This window comes from Burkholderia diffusa, from assembly GCF_902499115.1.
In the GTDB taxonomy this organism is placed as follows: domain Bacteria; phylum Pseudomonadota; class Gammaproteobacteria; order Burkholderiales; family Burkholderiaceae; genus Burkholderia; species Burkholderia diffusa.
In genome coordinates this window covers 92,703-112,929 of the sequence record NZ_CABVPN010000013.1, presented here as the reverse complement: position 1 = coordinate 112,929, position 20,227 = coordinate 92,703, and the positions used below count along the sequence as shown (strand labels likewise).

General features: G+C 58.1%; 11 protein-coding genes. 6 read left to right on the top strand and 5 right to left on the bottom strand.

All coding sequences use genetic code 11. The annotated features are described in order from the left end of the window. Positions 1-553 precede the first annotated feature (553 nt). Together BTE28158_RS32505 and BTE28158_RS15100 are read left to right on the top strand one after the other, a co-directional pair. Positions 554-1,051, top strand: a complete 498-nt coding sequence (locus BTE28158_RS32505) for a DUF6088 family protein (RefSeq protein ID WP_219846199.1) — start codon at positions 554-556, stop codon at positions 1,049-1,051. A gap of 465 nt (positions 1,052-1,516) precedes the next feature. Continuing rightward, positions 1,517-2,089 (top strand): HAD domain-containing protein, encoded by a 573-nt coding sequence (locus tag BTE28158_RS15100; protein WP_089460598.1) that lies wholly within the window; start codon positions 1,517-1,519, stop codon positions 2,087-2,089. A gap of 1,660 nt (positions 2,090-3,749) precedes the next feature. Here BTE28158_RS15100 and BTE28158_RS15095 read toward each other — a convergent pair. Continuing rightward, positions 3,750-3,959, bottom strand: a complete 210-nt coding sequence (locus BTE28158_RS15095; protein ID WP_089460599.1) for a hypothetical protein — start codon at positions 3,957-3,959, stop codon at positions 3,750-3,752. A gap of 892 nt (positions 3,960-4,851) precedes the next feature. Between BTE28158_RS15095 and proA the strand changes: the two genes are divergently transcribed. From proA to BTE28158_RS15075, 4 genes are all read left to right on the top strand, one after another. Next, complete coding sequence (gene proA / locus BTE28158_RS15090) at positions 4,852-10,782, top strand: anti-phage protein ProA (RefSeq protein ID WP_151047029.1); 5,931 nt, start codon at positions 4,852-4,854, stop codon at positions 10,780-10,782. A gap of 58 nt (positions 10,783-10,840) precedes the next feature. Further along, a complete protein-coding gene (locus tag BTE28158_RS15085) occupies positions 10,841-11,719 on the top strand; it encodes a hypothetical protein (RefSeq protein WP_151047027.1) in 879 nt (292 codons plus the stop codon). 133 nt (positions 11,720-11,852) lie between these two features. Beyond that, a complete protein-coding gene (locus tag BTE28158_RS15080) occupies positions 11,853-12,911 on the top strand; it encodes a hypothetical protein (RefSeq protein ID WP_143330794.1) in 1,059 nt (352 codons plus the stop codon). A 112-nt stretch (positions 12,912-13,023) separates the two neighbouring features. Further along, positions 13,024-13,326, top strand: coding sequence for an H-NS histone family protein (locus BTE28158_RS15075; RefSeq protein WP_151047025.1), 303 nt, complete (start codon positions 13,024-13,026; stop codon positions 13,324-13,326). Positions 13,327-13,394: 68 nt separating this feature from the next. Here BTE28158_RS15075 and BTE28158_RS15070 read toward each other — a convergent pair whose 3' ends face one another. From BTE28158_RS15070 to BTE28158_RS15055, 4 genes are all read right to left on the bottom strand, one after another. Further along, the gene (locus tag BTE28158_RS15070; RefSeq protein WP_151047023.1) at positions 13,395-14,402 is read right to left on the bottom strand and encodes a PoNe immunity protein domain-containing protein; all 1,008 of its coding nucleotides are present in this window, start codon (positions 14,400-14,402) and stop codon (positions 13,395-13,397) included. Between the two features lie 15 nt (positions 14,403-14,417). Further along, positions 14,418-16,010: a hypothetical protein gene (locus BTE28158_RS15065; protein ID WP_089460604.1), complete on the bottom strand. Its 1,593-nt coding sequence runs from the start codon at positions 16,008-16,010 to the stop codon at positions 14,418-14,420. Then, entirely contained in the window at positions 16,007-18,829 is a 2,823-nt protein-coding gene (locus BTE28158_RS15060) for a type VI secretion system Vgr family protein (RefSeq protein ID WP_151047021.1), read from the bottom strand. Before BTE28158_RS15060 ends, BTE28158_RS15065 begins: the two co-directional genes overlap by 4 nt. A gap of 344 nt (positions 18,830-19,173) precedes the next feature. Beyond that, positions 19,174-19,785 (bottom strand): hypothetical protein, encoded by a 612-nt coding sequence (locus BTE28158_RS15055; RefSeq protein WP_105749897.1) that lies wholly within the window; start codon positions 19,783-19,785, stop codon positions 19,174-19,176. Between the last annotated feature and the right edge of the window lie 442 nt (positions 19,786-20,227).

Sequence of the window (20,227 nt, the reverse complement as noted above, 5' to 3'; positions counted from 1 at the left end):
GCTGTTAGTGAAGGTCCCGAATGCCAACCGGCGCCTATTCCATTGTGGCGGACAGGCTGGGCTCCGACTCTCTCCACGACGGTGTCGCTCGGTGTCAGCGGCCGCCTCACTTTCGCGGCAGCAAGCTGTGGGCGCTAGCAATGAAAACTCAGTCCCGCGGGTGGTCGCACGAGGCCACAAATGCAGGTGACGGAAATCCTCCCCGACCAGACGAAGATTGATGCGACCCAACGACGTGGCCAGTGCCTCGAATGCATACGTCCTCGCCTTCTTGCGTGCGGGGCACTTCTGCGCGACGCCAGAACGGATTCGCTATCTCTGCACGCGCGCTTTTGCCTTGCGTTCGAGTGCATATATTTTTGCTGCCTTGAGCTAGCAGCCGCTAGTGGGGTGACGCTTGAAACGCTTACACATCCGAGCTTCGACATTCTTGATGCCGCGATTCCGACTCTAGAGGTCTCCGCTCAAGACAGCGTAACAATCGATTTGCTGCTTTTTTGGACGGAGCGCGGGACGCCTTTCTTGCCGGCAGTTTCGGTAACGGAGGTATGCGATGTGGCAGCACGGGTTCTCGACGCTACCTTCCGCCGGTTTGGGCGCACGTGATGATATGGGCCGGAAGGCTACAAGTAAGTCCCTGCTAAAGGACCGAGTGACGCGCTCCATCCGGCGACGGACAGGTGTCGTCGTACTCCGGTCAGAACTCGCGAAGTTGGGAAGTTCATCTCAACTAACGCGAGTGCTGCGCATCTTGGTCGACACTGGGCGCCTTGTGCGCGTAGGGCATGGAATATACGCGAAAACGAGGACGAATCGATTTACAGGCCGTTACGCGCCTGCGGCCCCATTTGAGGCCATAGCTGCCGAGGTTTTCAGAAAGCTCGGCATTGATGTCGGTCCGGGCACCCTCGCCAGAGATTACAACTCTGGCGTCTCCACGCAGATACCGATGGTGGCAGTCGTGACCACTGGCCGACGACGTATTACCAGGCGAATTCAGGTGGGTAGCAAAAGTGTCACATATGAGCGCGTCGGCAAGGGCACGCCATGAGGCGAATCGAGAGCCGAGAGGACTATTGATGTGTGATGCCCCGGGCTTGTCGCAACATAGCTCTCCCGTGCAGACGGACGTCGCGGTGTATCTGGGCGACTGCAGTGGTGATAGCGTGCTCGTGGTGTGCGATGGCACTTGCGTCGAACCGGGCGGGTCGACGTCGCAGCGTGCTCTGCGGGCGCTCGCCCATCCGACACCGCGTGGCCCATACCCGGTGTCGGAGCGCTTCACGATTTTCGTTCACGAGACTTCCTGCCGCGCGGCCGCGGGCGCGCGACTAGTGGCCACCTTTCGAATTGACGTTCTATGCAAAGGAAGTTTCGCTTACGCCAGCGCACGAACGGCTCAATCGGTTGCGCAGCTTCCGCCAACCGCGTATGTGATTGGCGACGACGTGGTCACCACAGCTCGTCGCCTGTTGGAGGCTTGGCCAGTGGTGCTTCAGACAGACGACGATAGGCAATGCTAAAAGAATTTTCCGGGCCGACTTACGAGATACCGCGCCCGCGACACACCGGCGGGCGCCTGCTCTTTCTCGATTACGATGGGGTGCTACATCCGGAGAACGTATTTTTGCTTCACAGGCGCGGTCCAACTTTGCAGAACTCTCCGGGTCACCAACTTTTTGAGCATTGCGAACTTCTTGAAGAACTGCTTGCATCGTACAGTGATGTTCGCATTGTCCTTTCGACATCGTGGGTGCGTCGCTACCGCGGAAGCATCCGCCGCGTGTCTTATAGATTGACGCCGGGCTTGCAGGCAAGAGTGATTGGTGCCACGTACCACTCGAGGATGGACCCAGCCGAGTTTGCGCAGGCACCGAGAGGCATGCAGATATGGGGCGACGTGCTGCGGCGCAAACCCTCGGCGTGGCTCGCACTCGACGACGATTATTTGCATTGGCCCGCATGGTGCCGTGAACAGCTTGTGCGCACCGACCCTATGTTCGGCATCGCCGAGCCGAGCGTGCTTGCGGAGCTGAAAACAAAGCTGGACAAGGCCTTTGGCGGGTACGGGCTCAAAAGTCACGGTTGAGTTGTGGGCCGGTGGGCACGGCTCGGTGCGCCGAGTCATTGCGACGGCAGAGATTGGCCGAATACGTGATGGTGCGTTTCGAGGAACAGTTCCTCAATCCGGGCGGTGACGAAGTCGTCGCGGCGGACTGCCTGCGATGGTCGGCGAGGGTGCGGCACCTTGTTGCACGCTGTCTTGCTGCCGCGCTAAATGACGGTGGGGAGGAACTGCCGCCGCGACCGACGCTCCCGATGCTACCCGTGCATGACAGCGACGGACCTAGTTACGTCAGACTGAGCGGGTACCCGAACCCCCTCAGACTTTTTTCCGTCGGCGCATTGCAAACGGTAGCCGCCCTCACGTAGCGGACGACCCTCAACCAATGGATTGCGCTTACGTTGAAGACTGTAATGACTTCCTGCGCGGGCGGCTGTAGTCGTAGTTCTCAAGACTTCTCAACAAAATTGAGAAACCTACAAGGCGCGCTTGCCCTACCGCGTGAGCCTCGTCGAATAAGGTGTGGCCGGAAGGACATCATTCGCGGCGGTCTCTATGACCGCCGCAGGACGCATGTGGTTGGCGACCTTCGCGCCTGTCAGCATCGCTCGACATGGCAGACGGAAGGTCCGCTAGCCATCGCACGCGCTGCAACGTCACGCATCCAGAAGGTTTCCGATAAGGCTTTGTATGCTGCGGCCGACCCGAGTGTTAGTCACCTAGGCGACCTCTTGACTGCAATCTACGAAAGTGACTTTTCGACGTGGCCGCCCCAACCGCTAAAGGACCGGCTGCTCCATCCGAGTTCCGACTTGTACAGCCAAAACAAGGTCCGTTTCCTGAGCGACAAGGAGACGGCAGCACTGCAAAACAAGCTTAACCGGCGACAGCTCGCTTGGGTGCAGGTCGAGCATTGCGGGGCCTTACGTTCTCGGGTCAAACGTATTGCGTCTACTGTTGACGAGGAGGGATTCGACGACTTCCCGCTCATCGGGCGGGAAATCCCGAATTGCCCGGGGGAATCAACAAATATACAGGCTTGTAGCCAACGGACCACGGCGATACGTAGCGACCGTCGTCCTCTGTCCGCAGTCGGTGTATGCATTGCATCGCATCGTCCCAGGCGAAGGTCCGGGCGCGTACGGAAACGTATTCTGCGATGTCGTCGACGGACATCGTCGGCACGGGATTGCCATCGGTGTCTATCAAAGCTTGTTCTGGGTTTGATGAGAGGTCAACGAAGAATTCGCTCGCTCGTAAGCCTTCGATATGGAGCCAAAAGACTCGTGGGTCCGAGTGCAACTCCATAACAGATTTCACTGCTGGAAATCCTGCAATAGTCGGAATTCCCAACTGACGTGCAAAACTCGCGAAGCGAAATAATTCCGAATTCACCTTGCCCGCTAGAATAGTGTCAGACGGCGTCACCTTCGGACGTCTCGCGAACATGGCTAGAATTCTGACCGAGAGCCCATTGTGCATCTCGGCGGACGTGCGGTTTCCCTCCCTTGTTTTCCAGTATGACATTGGGATAGCCCATCCGAACTCTCGGACGAGCGCGCGCTGTAGTAGTGGGACAAGGGCGTACTCAGCAGTACGCTCTCCAAAAAAACTTGCCATCTCGCTTTGGGCTCTTTGCTTTTGGGGAGTTGTTTTTCCTGCAGGGTTCCGGATGTCTATCGCATCAACTGTGGTTGCTGTGGTTGTCTACCCAGGCGCGGCACCAGTCGAGGCCAGCCAGTTGCGCCTCGTCTTCGCTTTCAAAGCTACCAAGCACCCCCGATGTTTCAACGAGCTTGTTGTTTCGCGTGACAGTGTCGCTGGCGGCGTATTCGTGGCCTTGCCGGATAACATGTCCCCAAAGCAAATAGCCCTTGTAGACTTTTGCTTCCATCAGCGAACGACCTCCGCCCCGGCACCGTTCGAGTCGACGCGCAGCACATTGCCTTTATGCGTCAACGGAGGCGGTAGGTTCTGCACGCGCGGCCCGGCGTTCACGCGTACAGCGCGGCCAGTATGCTCTCGCTTGGTCGGCGTCGGGAGGTAGGCAGCCACGCGGGATGGCTTCATCTTCGTTGACCGCTTTGCCGACAGTCGACGCGCTGCTGGCTTGTGGTGGGCGGCATGACTGCCGTGCAGCGCATGCCTTGCCTCCGGTGGATTCCATACTTCGCGATAGTGTTCGCCCGCGTGGGCAACGGAAGCCGCCGCAAGCAACATCACACTTAGAACACGCAACACCTCATCCTCCGACGTTCAAGGCGAACTGAACCATTTCGCTGCAGCCGGTTTCCCGGCCGGCACATTCGCCATCGCCGGCATCGGGTGACCAACCGATTTGCAAATTCGGGCGCCCATGGCTCGGGACTTCCAAGAACTGCTTAGCCGAAAACAGCGCGTCGAACAAATGATACTGTGTATGCGTACAGGTTGTCGTAGTTTGCTCGCGTTCCGGGTTTCTCCTCGGCTAAGAGTCTCAGCCGCCCCGTGGCGACCGGCGCGCATGGCCGACAACCGGCGCTTTATATGTCGCGAAAGCCCGAATACGGCTACTTGGTCGACCTTCGGCCAATCCCCTAAAATGACCGGAAAAAGGCGTATATTTCAGATGCTCCGGGAACCCAACAGCGCGACTTTCATGCGATTCGCATCGGTAACTCGCCGCCGCACTCCCTGCATAGAAGAACAGGCAACAGAGCAATCGATATGACGGCTCGACTCGAATAACGTTATCGACCACGACGGCGATTCAGTTGAGGTCGATGAGAATAGTGGGGAACGGGGTGATGACGCACTTGCAGGCAGATGAAACCGAAGACTCAACGACCGATACGGACGTAAAGCTACCGAGCGTTCAGGTATTCGCGGACCTTACGATAGGTTACGCGGCGATTCAAAACAACGTTCCGGTCATCCGTGAAATTATGGTCACGAACGACGGGGAAGCGGTACTCTCTGATGTCGAACTGCTTGTCAAATGTGTACCGGCCTTTGCCGAGAGCGCACGTTTCCGCTTCGAAGCATTGGCGCCAGGCGAAAGCCGCCGTCTAGCACCTGTCGACCTGCGTCCCGACCACCAGTATTTCAGTCAGCTAGACGAATCTGAGCGGGCGGTCATCACGGCATCACTGCGTGTTCAGGAAACGGACCTCGTAACGGAAACACACAATATTGACGTACTGGCCTACGACCAGTGGGCCGGCGCGCGGTCGCTGCCCGAACTGCTGGCTGCGTTTTGCATGCCGAACTCGCGGGTCGTGGACAAACTTCTCGCGCGGGCATCCGGGCTTCTGCGGCAGACGTCGGCCGACCTGTCCATGGACGGCTACCAGTCCAAAAATCGCGAGAAGGTCTGGAAGCAGGTGTCAGCTATCTACAGCACGATAGTTGCCGAGGATATCCAATACTCCAATCCACCGGCGTCGTTCGGAAACGACGGCCAGAAAATCCGAACCCCAGAGCGTATTCTCGATGGCAAGCTGGCGACATGTCTGGACCTTGCCATGCTGGTCGCGTCCTGCTTGGAACAGGCTGGGCTGCACCCTGCCGTGTTGTTCAAAGAAGGCCACGCGTGGGTGGGCGTTTGGCTGATAGAGAGTAGCTTCCCCACCGCCTTGGTGGACGATGTTCAGGCGATTCGCAAGCGGGTGAAATCTGGCGAGTTCATGGTCTTCGAGACCACCGGAGTGGCGAGCGGCCAGAAGCCATCCCTCAGGTGGGCCTGCACTCGTGGCGAAGAACACTTAAACGACGAAGACCAGTTCGCGTATGCAGTGGACATTCGTCGCGCACGAGAAGTCCGGATTCGTCCACTGCCGTCCCGTTCGTCGCCGGTCGAAGAGCCTGCTGTCCCGATTGCGAAAGCCGAGACGCCCGTCATTGAAGACGTACCGCAACTGCCACCGCTCGACCCGGTCGTCGTACCATTGCGCGACGACGCGACACCCGACACACCAGAGGGTCGCCTAGCGAAATGGAAGAGCAAGCTGCTCGACCTGACGCTCCGAAACAAGCTCCTGAATTTTAAACCCACCAAATCCACACTACGGGTCATCTGCCCGGACCCGGGTGCACTGGAAGACCGACTGGCAGAGGGAAACGAATTCCGCGTTCGTGCGAGACCGAAGTTGATGTCCGGTTCGGATGGTCGCGATGCCAATGTGTACGCCGGCCGCAATGGTACGGCTGCATTGGATGACTTGGCGACTGACGCCCTTAGCCGAAACGAAATCGTTACAGACATCGAAGAAGAGGCGCTGGACGGCAGGCTGCTGGAAATATTCCGCGCGGCCAGCACGGGCATGGAGGAAGGCGGGGCCAATACCCTGTTTCTGGCTTTCGGGATGCTCGAATGGCAAGAAAGCAAAGACGCCGAATCCAGCCACCTTGCTCCGATTTTGCTCATCCCGGTAACGCTGTCCCGCCAGTCTGTGAGAAGTGGCTTCCGCTTGACGCGTCACGATGACGACGCGCTCGTGAATCCGACGCTGCTGCAAAAGTTGCAGCAAGATTTCAGCCTGAAGCTACCGTCGTTCGACGTTTTGCCGACCGATGACCGTGGCATCGATGTCAACCGGATTCTGCAGTCCTTCCGGCTACATGTGGGCGAACTGAAGGGGTGGGAGGTCAAGGAGCAGGTCAATCTGGGTATCTTTTCCTTTACGAAGTACCTGATGTGGAAGGACCTCCAAGACCGCCAAAAACAGCTCCAGGAAAACAGCGTTGTCGCTCATTTGATTAACAATCCCGGCAAGGCATTTGCCGACAGCGCGACTGGCTTCGAGCCCAGTACTCTGGATGAGAAGTTCCGGCCTCAAGACCTATTTACGCCATTGCTGTCGGACTCGTCGCAGTTGCGTGCCGTTTGCGTCGCTGCCGAAGGCAAGAATCTTGTCATCGAAGGCCCGCCAGGGACGGGTAAGAGCCAGACTATCTCGAACCTGATTGCCCATCTGTTGGCCACCGGGAAGACGGTGTTGTTCGTTTCGGAGAAGATGGCGGCGCTGGAGGTGGTGCATCGCCGGCTCAGCAGTCTGGGCTTGGGACCATTTTGTCTCGAGTTGCATTCGTCCAAGGCAAAGAAAGCGGACGTCCTGAAACAGCTGGGCATCGCGCTTGATGCCGCCGGCGCTCGCGCTGTGAAGGACTGGGAGCGAGAGTCCGAAAGACTCCTGAGGCTCCGCACAGACCTCAATGGCGTAGCGCGTGCGCTCCATCGCACTCATCCGAACGACCTGACCGTGTACGAGGCTATCGGAACCAGTCTGCAGCACGCGGAAATGCGGCCTGGCGCGATGCCATGGACCGATGCGGATGCGCATGACCGCGCCCAGCTAGAAGCTCTGCGCGAGACCTGTCGCCAGATGGGCGCTCTGGCCGGCCAGTTGACTGGCTTGCAGAATCATCCGTTGGCAGTCGTCAACAAGACCGAATGGATGCCGTCCTGGCAACAAGAGTTTCTCGATGCGGTTTCGGCGTTTGAAGCCTACATCAAGAAACTGGATGAGGCCACATCGAACCTGCTGAATCAGCTGGGCCTTCCCAAGGTTGCTTTCTCCCTGAACGGGCTTGGCAAATTCGATGTACTGGCCGACGTGCTTTCCGCCGCGCCCACAGTTCCGGTCGAGGTGGCCAGGGCGGCGCATGACGAGTCCGTGCGCAACCGGCTCGCCGCCCTTCGTCAGCATGGTGTGGCGCGCAATCAGGCGTGGGAGCCGTTGAGCAAACACTACGTCGACGACGTTGCCACTCTGAATGCGTCCGAGCTCAAACTGCAGTGGGCCGCCGCGACCAATACCTGGTGGCCGAAGAGCCTGTTTGCGCAGCGCGCGGTTACCGGACGACTGCGCTTGTACCGACAGGACCAGCGTCGGCCGCAAACCGGGGATGTTCCGGCCGTCATCGCCGCATTGACCGCCGTCAATGCCGAGGACAAGGTCATCGAGTCCATGTCTCATGACGCGTCGCAACTGCTGCATGAAGCATTCGCTGCGTCGAAGACGGACTGGAACGCCGTTGAGGCGGCCGAGCGATGGGCGACGTCATTCGCGGACGCCGTAACGGCAATCGCGGGCAATGACATCGAATTGGCCCAGACGCTCCGCGCAAAGCTGCAGCCATTTGTTTCCGACAACCGGGGCATGCTGAAGGCAGACACGCCTCTCGGCTCCGGTTTGTTGTCGTATCGCGATTGCTGCCGAGACGTGATGGTTCAACTCCGCGCGGTCATTGAGCTTGGCCATTGTCAGGCAGACCTCGGACTTGACCCAGCTGCCGCCGGCGTGGTTCCTCGACTATTGAGCCTGCTTCAAGGATGGCAATCTGCTTCGAGGCAGCTGCAGCCGTGGTGCCTATGGAGGAAATCCCGCGCCCATGCAATCAGCAGCGGGTTGCAAGGCATTGTGGACGCACTGGAGGCTGGCCAAGCGCCTTTGTCCAGCGTGGCGACGTTCTTCGAGTACAGCTACCAGAGCTGGTGGCTGCGCAAAGCGATTGACCGGGAGCCGGTGCTCTGCAATTTCTCGAGTGCCGAGCATGACCGCAAGATTGCTGAGTTCAAGGAGGCAGATGAGCGTTTTCAGAGGCTGACCCTGCAATACATTGCGGCCAAACTGGCGGGCCAGATTCCCGCGAGCGTCGAGGTTGTGCCTGGTGCCGATTCCGAACTTGGAAAACTACGCCGCGAACTGCAAAAGCAGCGAAAGCACATGCCGATTCGCCTGCTGGTACAAAGCCTGCCGAGCCTGATGACCCGTTTGAAGCCATGCTTGCTGATGTCGCCTTTGTCGGTCGCCCAGTATCTGGACGCGTCGCACGCCCAGTTCGACGTGGTCATCTTCGATGAGGCGTCCCAAATTCCGGTGTGGGATGCCGTCGGCGCCATCGCTCGCGGCAAGCAGCTTGTCTGCGTCGGCGACCCAAAGCAACTGCCGCCGACCAGTTTCTTCTCTCGGTCAGATGACTCGGAAGACGCTGCGGATAGCGATGATGTGCAGGACCTGGAGAGCATTTTGGACGAGTGCCTCAGTATCGGCCTGCCTGAGCTGCGGCTGAATTGGCACTACCGAAGCAAGCATGAGGGGCTGATTACCTTCAGCAATGTGACGTACTACGACAACGAACTTGTCACGTTCCCGTCGCCGGTGACAAACGACCAGAGCGTGCGTTTTGAACGCGTACCGGGTGTCTACGACCGCGGTGGCTCGCGAACCAATCGGGCGGAAGCCGATGCCATCGTCAAGGCGATTGAGCGGCACTATCTGGATTCGGCGAAGCGGCATCTGACGCTCGGCGTAGTGACATTCAATCAGGCGCAGCAAAGCCTGATTGAGCGCATGCTGGATGAACGCCGCCGCGCGTCTCAGCAGCTAGACCAGGCAATTTCACAGGCTGTGCAGGAGCCGCTGTTCATCAAGAACCTCGAGAACGTTCAAGGTGACGAGCGGGACATCATCTTCTTTTCCATCACCTATGGTCCGGATGCATCGGGCAAGGTAAGTCTCAACCTTGGGCCGTTGAACTTGGAGGGTGGCCATCGGCGTCTCAACGTGGCCGTATCGCGTGCCCGCGTCGGTGTCGTGATTTTTAGTACGCTGCTTCCGGAGCAGATTGACCTGTCGCGTGTCCGGGCTGCCGGCGTACGAGACCTGAAGAACTACATGGAGTTCGCCATTCGCGGCCCTCGTGCCTTGGTTGAGCAAAGTGTGCCGACCGGACGGGAGCCCGATAGCCCGTTCGAGCGTCAGGTGATATCCGCTCTTCGTGAGAAAGGGTGGACAGTCCATCCGCAGGTAGGCGTGTCCGGATACCGGATTGATATTGGCGTGGTCGACCCGCGTGCGCCGGGCCGCTATCTGCTGGGTGTCGAATGCGACGGCGCCATGTATCACTCGGGCGCAACTGCCCGCGACCGTGACCGGCTTCGACAGCAAGTCCTTGAAGGCCTTGGTTGGGAGCTGTACCGAATCTGGTCTACCGACTGGTGGCTGAATCCAGAAGAGCCAATGCGAAAACTTGTTGCCCGACTGGAGGAATTGGTGGAGACGGTGCCGACGGAGGATGAGCCGGTTGTTGAGCTGCCAGAAGAAACTGCACCCGAGGAAGAGTCGCACGCCTTGTATGCCGGGGCCGAATCGGTCGTAGGGTCGATTGCGCCTGCTACTCAGTCGCTCGAATACGAACTAGCCAGTCTTGATAAAGGCAATCCGGACCTCTTCTATGAGCGCGGCTCGATTTCGACTTTGACAAGCCAGCTACTCAAGGTAATCGAAACAGAAGGTCCGGTATCGCAGGCGATAGTGTTCAGGCGCGTGACGCGCGCTTGGGGGCTGTCTCGCGTCGGAAGCCGCATCGAGGCTCATCTGAGCGCATTGGTGCCCCGGCAGATAACTCGAACAACGGACGACGGTGTCGCCTTCTACTGGCCGGAGCATGCCAATCCGAGTACTTGGGAAGGTATTCGAGTGCCGGGAAGCGACCCGGAAACGCGACGCGGCATTGACGAGATTAGCCTCGAAGAATTGGGCAATGCGGCCGCGTACATCCTGTCGCAGCAAGGTGGCACATCGCACGATGGACTGGCAAAAGCGGTTTGCCGGTTGCTGGGCGTGGCCCGGACAACTTCCGAGGCTGGAGCGCGGATTTCACGAGCATTGACCCATGGACGAGTTAAGACGGTAGTGGCCATCGAGGACGGTTCTGTCCGTTTACGGAAATGAGCTGTTGCGTGCGCGGCATGGCATCGGCGCTGAAGGCGTATATTTATAAAGGGAAGTCATGAGCTTGGCGGTTCATCAATACCACATGGCGGATGTCCAGATTCAACATGTTGCCGGGGAACGTGGCCTCGGCATACATGCATTGAGATTCAGTGTTAACTTCTCAATCACCAACCAGTATCCCGGCGACCCGCCGGGTATGTTCATCGATTGCCTGCGTGCAAACGTGTTGGTTCATGCATCCAATAGAGGGCGCCTCCTTCTGGGAACCGGAGAGTTCGAGAAACCACTGGTTATCCGCAGGCTGATGAATTCCTCAACGCAGTCGTCGCTGCTCCGCGTGACGTTCGGCGATGCGCAATTGCTGGCACTGGAAGAGCTACGGGGCGGTGGTGGCGTGGTGTTCGAAGTCGAGGTCATAGGCCTGGCCCATGCTCCTAATGACACCCACCCGACAGAGCATAGTGTCCGCGTCGAGATGAATCTCAGCCATTGGGTGAAAGTCTTGGAATCCTTGGGGGCAGCCGATTCAATTGTAGTTGGGGTAGACATTCCCCTGAACGCTCCCACGCGGATGGTTCATGTAGTGACGTGCCTGAAAAAGGCGCGTGATGCACTGGTCGCTGGAGAATATCATCACGCTGTCGGCTCCTGCCGGCTCGCTCTGGACAGCCTAAAGGAAGCATCGCCAGTCCTTCAGGAATTGAGCAAATCTGTCTGGGGAGGGAGGAGTAGCGAGTTCTCAAAACCGCAACGTGCGGCTGCGATTTACAACGCGCTCCGCAACTACACCCATCTCAGTCATCACGTAGGTGGCGAGGGCCAGCCCGAGGTCTTTAGTCGCCGGGACGCCGCAATGGTCTTGACCACGACGGCTTCGCTAGTCGGCATGGTGTTTGAGCTGGAGGAGTCGACCGACCCCGTCACTGGGGAGTAGGGCGAATCTGATGCAGCTCCGCCCGAGCGGCGCAGGGGCGCGAATAAGAGGTCAGAGCTCTTCACTACATTCGGTGTGAGCCAGAGCGTAATGCGCGTGCCCTTCGAGACCAACCCAAACAGGAAAATGCAGCATGGCACTGTTAAAGAATTTCCTTGGAATTTTGGGGCTGAAATCCCGGACGGCACCCGAGCCGACGTTTCGACCAGAGGCCAGTGCGTCGATTTCCAACGCGACAGGCGAGCCGCCTGTTGCGTCCGCTCGCGAGCCCATTCGGCTACCGTCAAAATTTGACGACCTTGTGGATTTTGGTTTAGCGGAACACTCGCCCAACAAGCATTGGTCTGTCGGCTACTGGGACCCGGGCCCGGACCCTTCGCAACAGAGACAAAGAAGTGTCCGGCTTCGAGATAACACCACCGGCAAGATTGTTGCTGTGCTCAACACACTGGAGCGTCCGTTCGCAGTCGACGTTGCTGACACCGGCGTTTTTGGGGTACATGACGCTGGGCAGGCTTCCGAACTGTCCTCCAAGTTGATTGTTTTTGATGTCACAGGTGCGCAGCTCTACGAACGCGCTTATAGGGCGAATCTTTTCGGGTTCGGTATCTCGTCTTGTGGCAGGTATGTAGCAAGTCAAACCTGCAATTCTGGCAACGAAGACAGCAACCTGTTCGAGGTACACGACGTCGCACAGCGTCGGGTGCTCGCCTCGTGTGCGCCTGTTGCAGGTTGGAGTTCGGAGTACACATTCGAGACAGAGGATGGTGAGCTCAAGCGCGTCGTCGCAAGAATCAATCACTTGGGGAAGTTCGCATACTCTCCGACAGGGGCGTTTCTGGATGCAAAGAAGTTTATGACGGCGCGGCTCTCAAAGGGCGACCCGTGGACCCGCATCCGTGCTGCAGGAGAGCTAGTCCAGACCGACGGGTCCGCTACGACACTGAAACGCGCCTTCGATGTCGTCGACGCAACTATTTCGGCATTCAAGCCTGGCGAGGATGCAAGATGGCTGGCAGGCGGCTATCGTCTTAAGGGGGAGTTGCTGGAAAGAATGAACATGTCGGTTGCGGCGATTGAGGCTTATCGTGCCGCATTGGGCATCGATGCAAAAATTGGTGTCAAAAAACGATTGACTGCCCTCGAGAAGGGACTTGCGAATGGAACGTTGCTTGGTAAGGGGGCGGAGTAATGCCGAAACCGCGACTTCGCACTTTTCGACTAAAGATGGCAGTTATACTTCGCTCGAGCAACAACCAGATTGCTCAGATATGCAAATTTTTTCAAAACGGGAGAGTTACAGAATGGCGGAAAACTATAAAGCACTGAAGGCGCAGCTCGACGCGCTCCATGAGCGTACCGAAGCAGCACGCCTCGCCGAGCTTGAAGCAGTTGTTGCGCAGGTTCGCGAACTTGTCGCCGAGTACGGCATCACCGAAGACCAGATTTTTGGTCGCAAGCGTGCGAAGAAGGCGGAGAGCCCAGCAGCGGCTGCTGAGCCGAAGTACCAGAATCCGAAGACTGGCGAGACGTGGTCTGGCCGCGGTCGCGCCCCGCTATGGATTCGAGACGCAAAGAACCGGGACCGTTTCCTCATCGCAAAGTAAGGCATCGAATTCGGCAAGACCGTGCGCGTCGGAGTTTGAGCGTGCGGCTTGGAGAACGTGCCTTTACGTCAGGCCTTGCGTTCAAACTCCCATAGCGCCGGTTGCGACCGGTACGCGCCGGAACGGTCAGGAGCGAACACGTCTGGCATGCGCTCGCCCTGTTGCACCATCACGCCAGGCACATGGTGGCCCTGTGCTTTCCAGATACCGGTCTCCGGGCATACCTGACCGGTGCGCACTGTCTTCGGTCCGTTGTTCGGAAGTGCCGGCGGATTCCCCTTCGCGGGGTCGAAGTTGCGCGCGAATTCAGCTAGGTCCTTCGGATACAGCAGATGGTCCCGGAAGGGACTGTCGTCCAGCTCCAGCAGATAGGCAACCGCTGCGGCTTCGATGGCCCAATAGCCAACGTACGTCCCCTTGCCGCCCTTCTGTGCTTCGAGGTGGCCGTCATGCCACACCGCCGCGGCCATGCCCGGGTACCAGGCTTCGAGATATTGCGTGATGTCGTCGACACACTCCTGTTTCGCTTCGCGGTAAAGGCTGAAGACGAGCGGCCGATACGGAACATCGTGAAACCAGCTGTCGACGTCAACACGCCCCTCGAGTTCATACGCGAGCAGGTCTTCGTAGAGTGTGTCCTTCCCGCGGTAGGCCGGGTCGAACATCGCGACGATGCGCGGCAGCAAGTCACGCCGATGCAGCAGGTAGCAAAAGCCAATCAGCTGCATCGCGGTCTCATAATCGCCGATTTCACTGAACGCGAGCGGCGGCTGCCGGGCATCTGCTTGATGCACGCGCTCGGCTATCGTGAGTTGTTCGAATGCGGAGACCACCGAATCGAATTCGTCTCTTAGCAGGCTGATGTCCGCGCCGCCCGTATACATGAGCAGAAAGCGACGATAGCTGTCCGAGGCAACAATGCCTCTGGTCAGCGCCTTCCTCTCGTTTTCCGTGTCACCGATAGGAGTCAGCCTGTCGGCCCAACTCGCGATGTTTTCAGAAAACGAAGCCAGCAGCCACTTGAAGTAGTCCTCGCCCAGAAAACGCTGTCGTCGCTTCGAATCAAAATCGCTCATTTCAAATATCTCGTGTCAGGTACGCGATTTTAGCCGCTCGGCTTTGCGCTTGACCGCTTCAGCCACCTCGCCGTCCTTGTAGTGGTGAGTGAATGGTAGGTCGTGGTCGACGTGCCCATGTTCGTCCCCCGTCGCAAGTGCTTCGACGTGTTGCGCAGCTGAGGGGAGGTAGAACGGCACATACAACAAATGTCGCGAGTAGCCTGCATTCAGAATAGATAGCTCGATATCTCGCGACACGGCCTCCGGCAGATTCTTCAGAATCCAGGCGTTGCTCATCTGGACGATGCTGGCTTTCGGGTCCTTCGGAGCCACTGGCTCAGTTGTCGGAACCGCTTCGCCTGGCGCAGCAGCACCCTCGTTTTGCGGCTTCCGTTGGGCCTTGACGTCGCTACTGGCGGCAGGCTTTCCTCCCCCGGTGCTCGGAGGTTTTCCACCTCCTCCGCCAGACGTGGGTTTGCCGGACCCTGGCTTACCTGAGCCACCACCAGCGGGAACAGTGGGACCCTCGTCATCGGGCGGTTCGAGAAGGTCGTCTGCGGCGGGCCGCACCTCATCCTTAATTGTCCCGAGTTTGCTCCAGATACTATGCTTTGCATTCGGGTCCTTCAGCTTGCGCTTCGTCGTCGATGCCTTCATTTCGACGATGGCGTAGTCCTTCATCTGGTTGCTGAATGGTGCCGCACGCCATACGCCGTCGATGCCATGACCGCGTGCCTTGAGTTCGAACAGTTTGTTGAGCTTGCCTTTGTCATTGAGCTTGCCCATGACCCGCAGGCCAGGCTGCTCGCTCCACTTGCCGCTCAGGCCTTTGTCGTGAGTCTGCCAGCCATTGCCCCACTTGAGCTTTTCATAGCAGTAGTAGTCCCCGATATGTTCGCCCAGGATGCCAGTGATTTCGGTCGTGATATCGGTCACCGCGAGCTTGGCGTTCACCACTCCCCTGGAGGGCGTTGGCACCGGGCGGTCATGACCCGCCTTCGCCTCTTCACCCCTCGCGCCAGGTTTTTCGGTGGTCCGATGCTCCTCCAGGGTGCTGACTGCGGATGAATTCGGCTGCTTCTTGCGCCAGTGGAGCAGCTTGCGCTGGACGAACTGGGCGAGCCAGTAAGGCAGGTTCGTTTCGACGAAGGTCAGCGCCTGCATAAACGTGACTTGCATTGCGGACGGCATCTCGCGATACAGCCAAGACTTCTGGATGTGTTCGCGCGCCTCGGTCAGATACTTCTTGACCCCGGTGGCATCGAACAGCTTGTCAATCAACGCATCCGGGCTGGTCTGGATGTGCGCTTGCTGGAGCACCAGGCGCAGAATGTCGAACAGCAGCGGGCCGTAAATTTCTGACTTGTGGTTGACGAGACGAAACGTACGCTTGACCCCAGCGCCGACGACCGGGACCCAGCCTACGACGGCAAACACCAAGTCGATGCCGGCCTCGATTTTCGTCATCTCGTCCGCACTTTCGCGTGCGTTCCATACGGTCCAGACGCTCTCCGTGGTGTCGTAGACGTTTTGCGCGACGTAGAACAGCGGGACAGCGTTGGTTGCCATCGACCATCCAATCTCTTTGACCGCGTCTTCTATCGCTTGTTGGTCGCTTTCGTTCATTTCGCGTCCGGCCGTCCAGAAAATTTGTTGAACAGGCTGTAGAGGTTTTCCTCAGTAATGCCCTCGTGCCCGGCTGCATGCAGTTCTTTGAGAACATCAGGCTGCGCGAGCTCCGTGGGCACGGGGACTGGCTGGGGCGTGAATGGGCGGGCGTCCTCCCCGAAGAAGACCTTTGCGGTGCCGTCTGGTACGTCGCGCAGGACCGCGTGGCCGTTTCCATCAAGCTTGCCGGCCAGAGTCGTCCCGTTCTCAAACACGACTTTGTAGGGAGCTTGAGGCACAGCCTTGAGGTTGTCGTCCGTGAGATTCAGTTCGAGCTTGTTGTGCAGGTCGCCCTTGGGCAGGGCCGGTAAATCGTAGGGTGCGCTCGTGGGGCCGGCGAAAGCATGCTGCGCTCCCTTGATGTCTATCTTGCCCGGAGCGTGAATCTCGATATCGCCGCCCTGAATGCGGATATACGCGCCACCTGAGGTCAGCAGGATGCCCTGGTTCGCGGCCACTTCGACCTTCTCGGTCGCCGATAGCACCTTTACCGTTTTTTGCGCGGTCACTTCGATGTTGTCCGACTGCGCCTGGATTTCCACCTTGCCCTTCGCAGCGAAGAGCTTCATCCCGGCGTTCTGGGCGAACAGGCTGATGCGTTCGGCGACACTCGCGAGCAGCGATTTTCCGGCCGCGATGTGGGTGCTCTGGCCGCTGACCACGTTCACGTGTTCGTCCGCCCCCAAGTGCACCGACCGCTGCGTCGACAGTGCAATGCCCACCGGGCTTGCGGCCAGAAGAATAGGTTTTTTGAACGCGTTGGCTGCGCCCGTGCCGCCTCCCGCCGTGCGGCCGCCGCTCCCCTGGTCTTGCCCCTGAACGTTGTCCGTCGTGGCGTCCGTGAAAGCCTTGAGCGCGTCTTGGCCCGCTTTCAGGCTTTCGGCCTGGTGCTGGCTGCCGACGTCGGAAAGCGACTCGACCAAGTTGTGAGCGCTGGCGAGTTGCTGCTGGGCTTGTCGGACCTCCAATTGCTGGTGCGCCGCACCCGAACCAGGATGGGTCGTGAGGAAAAGCCCCCGATTGGCGCGAATCGCGCCGTACGCATCGGTGCGAAGGTCGAAGCCGCTGCCGAGATAGCTGCCGCGGACATTGCCGTCCTGGGCAATCAGGTATCCCAGATGAAGCATGGAACTGCCTTGCGACGAGAACAGTTGCAGCCTGTTCTGCCCGGTCGCATCGTCCATCACGAGATGGTTGTAACCGTTGCCGCCGTATTCCTTAGAGCTGAAGCCTGACAGGATGCCGTTCGAATGCCAGCGCGGCTGCGTTGCGCCGTTGTAGACGCGGCCTATTGCAATGGGGCGGTCACAATCACCACCAAGCCATTCGATAGTCACTTCTTCGCCAACGCGCGGCACGTGCACGCTGCCGTAGCCGCCGCCAGTATCGGAATAGGAAACGCGCACCCAGCATGTCGCTCCGACGCCCTCATGCCGGTCCCAGTGCATACGCACTAGGATTCGGTTCAGCGCATCGGTATAGACCTCTTCGTTGCCAGGGCCGACGACCGTCGCCGTCTGAAGATGCATGACGGGCTTACGGTGTTCGAACGGGCTGCGAAACGGCACCTTCTGGCGCTGGGCCTCGACCTCTACGAGGAAGAAGCCCTCGCTGCCGGAAGCATCTTTAACCGCGAACGCGGGTGCCGACTCCTCGTGAGCGTCACGAACCTCGGCAAGACGTGCGTCCAGACTATGCGGATAGGGGCGAGTTTCCCCAATTGGAAGATTGTTGCGGATGTACCAAGTGGCCTCGACCACCGCAAACTTGCGGTCCTCGGCGCTATCTCCGTCGTGCTCGGGGTGGTCTAGCAAACTGAACCAGCCGCCGACGTCGATACTCGGTGCGCTAGCTATGCCGTGGAATCGCTTCGCGCGCGACTCCCATTCCTCGAGCTTGAGCTTGGTTAACCGGTCTCCGCGGTCATCATCGAGGTACGTGTATGGCCCCGTGTATTCGTAGACCTCAGCCTGCTGCGGAAGCTCGCCCTGGTTCGCGACGGTCGGAAACGATTTCTCCTTGCGCGCTTCGGGGTTCTTATAGTCGAACGTACTCGTCGAGTACGACGTGCTCTGTAAGGTCCGCGTGCCCGACCAGTGCACGAACGCGTCGGGCTGGCGCGTGACGCCGGCCCGATAGAACCGGACCTGTTCCGGCTCAAGCGGCTTGAGTGAATACAGGTCGTCTGTGACGACGAGGGTGTGAGATTTACCGTCGTCGGCATGCTCGAAGTAATAGAACCAGCCTTCTGACTCCATCAGCCGGTGCACGAAGTTCCAATCGTCTTCGTACTGCACGCAGAACGAGCGTGCAGGCGACGGTTTGCTCACCTCGATTCGGTACGCTCCAACTGCCTGAGGATGCCCTTGGAACACTGTTTCGAGAATCGCTTCGACGGTCTGGTCCTGGAATATGCGCGCGTCCTTGCGGAACTTCAGGAAATGAAGCCAAGACGAGAAAATCAGTTGCAGGCTGACCAGTCGCCCGTCGGCGCCCAAGCGTTTTGCCGTATGCACGTAGCCGTGCTTCGGCCGGTAGGTCTTGTCGGCCTGCTGAGTCCAAAGTGTGACGGGCTGCGCAATGAGCGACTTCAGTTCGATTGAATCCTGCAGCGAAACAACATCGACAGCAATCTCGAAATTGCCACCCAGCCGAGCAGTACCCACCACGATATGTGGCAGCAGCACATCCGGCCCGGCGGGGGTATCCAATTTCGCAATCCGGTCGGACTGGAGTAACCCCGAATTTATCAACGCGATAAGGTCCTGCGCTCCCATTTGATTTTCCTTGTGTCGGCGTCTCTCAGAGCCGAGCAAAATCATATAGGGAAGACCCTACGCAGGCAATATGACAGACACTATCTTGTACCCGTAACGGGTTGGGATGGCGATATTCTCTCGAAACTGTTCCTTATCTCGAAATAATCTGGCTCCGGGGCCCCTCTCCTGTAGCGCTACTTTTATGGCTACCTCCTTGCGTAGCGCTTCGGCGGAGACAGATGCCTGTTCGAGTGTGCCGGAGCGAGCGCCCGGCACTATGTCAAAGAGGGCCGGCTCGGGTTATGTAATTTTCCCTGTCAGATTATTATCGAGTTGAGTGTTTGTGTTTTTAAAATAAGCCATCAGGATTGGAGTGAAAAATAAACAATAAATGAGATGAGCCCAAAAAGAAATCGCAGCATGGGTACTTTGAAGATACCATCGATGGCGCCGGACTGCTGAGTTGATTGCTCTGGATTCGCGCCGATACTAAGCAAGCTAAAAAATACTGCGATTAAATTTCCACTCAAAAATATTACGATGGCGAGTCCAAGGCCGCTAATGAAGTTCATCTCGCTGAAACCTTCGCCGATGCCTATAGGCACAGCGGCCCCAGCAAGCAATGCAAAAGAATGGATGATAAGTCCCAGCCATGGTTTGACAATGTATCGGTATGCGCGTGCCTCTAGAAACCAACCGGACAGCATGAATAGTATGCCTGTCGTGGCAAGCCCGGAAAGTATAAATTCGCTATCTACAGATGACAGATGTTCAAAGAAATGAAGGCCGATATTTTTATGAAATAATCTTGACGCTAAGAAATGAACCAGCAGCATACACAAACCAACGGCACACCCCGAAATCTCCATGGAGATAATATGCTTAAGCGCCAGCCACTCAGCGTCGCTGCACTTAGACCGGATGGTCTTTTTGATGTGGTCGTAAACTGCCTTTATATGCTCAGTTTGTTTCATCTATTTGTATATCCTTTTTTCTCGACTAAGAGTTTTCTTGATGCAACTTTCTTGGTCAAAATGATTTGCGGAATGCTGTGCTTCGGCATGATGTTGTGGCGGCACTACGCCCGCCAACGGGCCTGGTTGGCCGCGACCAACAGACAATCTTCCCAAGCCATCGAACGGGTTAACGGAGCAGACACTGAAAACTTGACCACGAACGAGTAGATTGTCTGCATCGCGGAAGGGCTTTCAGAACCCATGCTCTACGTACCGCCATCCCGATGCACGGAGGGAGCGTGCCCTAGTCGTCGGAAATTGCAAGTTGTCGCGCATGCTGCCGTGACCTCGGAACCCACAAGAGCGCTCCTGGCAACAATAATCAGCCCCCCGTACGCGCGGGTTTTGTCGCGCGCTACAAAAAACATGAGATGCACGAACTGACAAAGCTTAAGTGCGC